The organism is Rhodococcus sp. Chr-9 (assembly GCF_000801125.1).
GTDB lineage: Bacteria > Actinomycetota > Actinomycetes > Mycobacteriales > Mycobacteriaceae > Rhodococcus > Rhodococcus pyridinivorans.
The window spans coordinates 1-2,596 of record NZ_JTIZ01000016.1; the positions used below are offsets into that span (position 1 = coordinate 1).

General features: G+C 61.0%; 3 protein-coding genes. All 3 read left to right on the forward strand.

The genetic code is table 11. The features are described from left to right. A partial coding sequence (locus tag QR64_RS01865; RefSeq protein WP_039583817.1) for a replication initiation protein occupies positions 1–879 on the forward strand: 879 nt, incomplete at its 5' end. Further along, the gene (locus tag QR64_RS28545; RefSeq protein WP_084222259.1) at positions 869–1,150 is read left to right on the forward strand and encodes a sigma factor-like helix-turn-helix DNA-binding protein; all 282 of its coding nucleotides are present in this window, start codon (positions 869–871) and stop codon (positions 1,148–1,150) included. The genes QR64_RS01865 and QR64_RS28545, both read left to right, overlap by 11 nt. Continuing rightward, positions 1,147–1,383 (forward strand): hypothetical protein, encoded by a 237-nt coding sequence (locus tag QR64_RS01870; RefSeq protein ID WP_039583818.1) that lies wholly within the window; start codon positions 1,147–1,149, stop codon positions 1,381–1,383. Before QR64_RS28545 ends, QR64_RS01870 begins: the two co-directional genes overlap by 4 nt. The last annotated feature ends 1,213 nt before the right edge of the window (positions 1,384–2,596 follow it).

Consider the following 2,596-nt stretch of genomic DNA (forward strand, 5'->3'; position numbering starts at 1 on the left):
TTGTGGCTGCCTCTGTGGCCGCTCGCAACGGACGATTTGTTGCTCGGGGTCTACCGGATGTCTCGCCAGGATGCGCTCGATCGGCGATACCTTGAGGCCAATCCGCAGGCGCTGAGCAATCTTCTCGTTGTCGATGTCGATCATCCAGACGCGGCACTGCGAGCCCTGTCTGCCGCCGGCAATCATCCCTTGCCGAACGCGATCGTGGAAAACCCGCGCAATGGACACGCACATGCGGTGTGGGCATTGGCCGAACCTTTCACACGCACCGAGTACGCCAGGCGTAAGCCACTTGCTTATGCCGCAGCGGTGAACGAAGGGCTGCGCCGAGCTGTCGATGGCGATGCCGCCTATTCGGGGTTGATGACGAAGAACCCGACTCACTCGGCCTGGGACACACACTGGATCCACGCCGAGACTCGATCGCTGGCAGATCTCGAACATGACCTCGGAAAGCACATGCCGCCACCGCGGTGGCGGCAGAGCAAACGTCGTCGCGAAAACCCAGTCGGACTCGGACGTAATTGCATGCTCTTCGAGACGGCACGCACTTGGGCATACCGCGAATTACGTTGTCATTGGGGAGATCCCGAAGGTTTAGAGAAAGCGATTCAGGTCGAAGCCGCAGACCTTAACGCTGCCTTCTCCGAGCCTTTGCCGGTAAGCGAAGTACGAGCTATCGCAGCCAGCATTCACCGCTGGATCGTCACCAAGTCCCGCATGTGGGCCGATGGCCCTGCGGTTTACGAAGCCACCTTCGTCGCTATCCAATCCGCTCGCGGACGCAAGATGACGGAGAAGAAGCGCGAGGCCAATCGTCGCCGTGCAACGAAGTACGACCATGACCTCGTGAGGAAGGAGGCGACCGATGGGAGCTGAGACGCCGGCCAGGCGAACCCGCACAGCTCGCGAAGTGGCGGAACGAATCGGTGCGTCCCCACGCACGGTGCGGCGCATCATCGCGGAGCCTCGAGCTTCATACGAAGCTCGAGCAGCCGAACGTCGGAAGCGAGTACTCGAACTCCGTGCGAGCGGGATGAAGCTGCGTGAGATCGCGGTGGAGGTAGGTATGTCGGTCGGTGGAGTAGGGACGATCCTGCATCACGCCCGTAAGACCGAGCAGTCCAAGACTGAGGGAGCTATGGCATGAACGACGCCATATCGGCCCGCATCACTGCAATGCAGACCCAACTGACTGCTGTACATACCGAGCTACGTGCTCTAGCGGAGCTGGTGGACATGCTTGATGCCGACACCCTCGATGCTGAGACCGAAGACTCAGTACGCGAAGTGATCGACTCTCTGGCAGACGCTGGGCGAGCTTTAGTCGGCGCCGACGAGCCGCTCCAGGCCGCAATTCATCACGCCCGGCGACTGCCTTAGTCAGCTTCTGTTCGATCGATGGCAAGCCACCGCGAAGCGGTGGCGCGGCAGAACCTCGTTTTGCCCCTGAGGAGGTGACGCGAATGCACGAAGCATGTCGCACTTGCGCGCCTTGTCCTGTTATCTGTAAGATCGACCCCTGGTGTACCTCGTGCACCCAAAATCAGGCCCGGTGGTTCCTTTGGACCCGGGCCTTTGTTATTTCCACGCCAGCCCGAGCTCCGCCCGCTCGTGCAAGCGTCATGCTCTTTCGTCCGCGATTAAGACCTCCGAACCTATGGCCGGCCAACCCTTCGGGTTGCGTCGGCCTGACCCGTTCTAGGGCGTCTACGCGGCCGCTTCCCTCACTCCGTCCATACCAACCCCCGCACCAGAGGTCCGGGGGTTTTTTCATGCCCGGATTCGGTCGCGGCTGCGCCTCGACGGTCTCCGGTTGCCCCAAGGAGGCACCCATGACTTGCTCCGCCTGCTCCTCGCCTGCTCCCGAACCGCGACCCTCACGCAAGGAGGCGGTCCAGCAACTCGCGATCCGATCGTTGGCGTTCTTGTTTCGCCACTGCACGCGAATCGCCCTGAACGAAGTCGTCCAAGAATTGATCCGCATCAAGTTCGGCGGTTGACCACTCTCCGCGGCCCCGCACATCACGCTCGTTGGCTGCCCCAGGCGACCCAGTCTGGAAAGATCATCATCGAGTGTCCGGCCCCACCCCCTGCGGGCCGGACACTCATCTATGTGGCAGCGTGCCGGCCTTCCCGCGGATCATTTCTTCCTGCCAAAAATCGGGACACACCTCTTGCAGAAGTTCTGACACCCGGGAAGGGCCGGCCCAAAGGGGTGCTCACCAACTACTCGGATCGAGAAGTTCTGCCGCACCCATGAGCCGTACCCGGCCGACCTTCCGCAGTCCCGGCCATACGAACGGTCTCGTGCCACTCCACCGGCCCTGGTTCCGATCGACCACAAATCAAGATCCCTACACACCTCATGCACTAAAGCTGCGACCACGAAGAACAGGGTGGTCCGGGTAGGACGGAAGTGTGTTTTCCCAGAGGAGTCGCCGAAACATCTGACTTGGTTGGCGTGTCCTACATAAAAAATTGATCTTGCGTGTGAGGGTGTCACGCATGGATATGAGCGGGGGATCTCTCAGTGGGGACTGGGAGCAGTTGTGGCTGCCTCTGTGGCCGCTCGCAACGGACGATTTGTTGCTCG

What these genes read in the sequence shown, in the direction of transcription:
- QR64_RS28545 (WP_084222259.1), top strand. Translation starts at nt 869, where the DNA reads ATGGGAGCTGAGACGCCGGCCAGGCGAACCCGCACAGCTCGCGAAGTG.
- QR64_RS01870 (WP_039583818.1), top strand. Translation starts at nt 1,147, where the DNA reads ATGAACGACGCCATATCGGCCCGCATCACTGCAATGCAGACCCAACTG.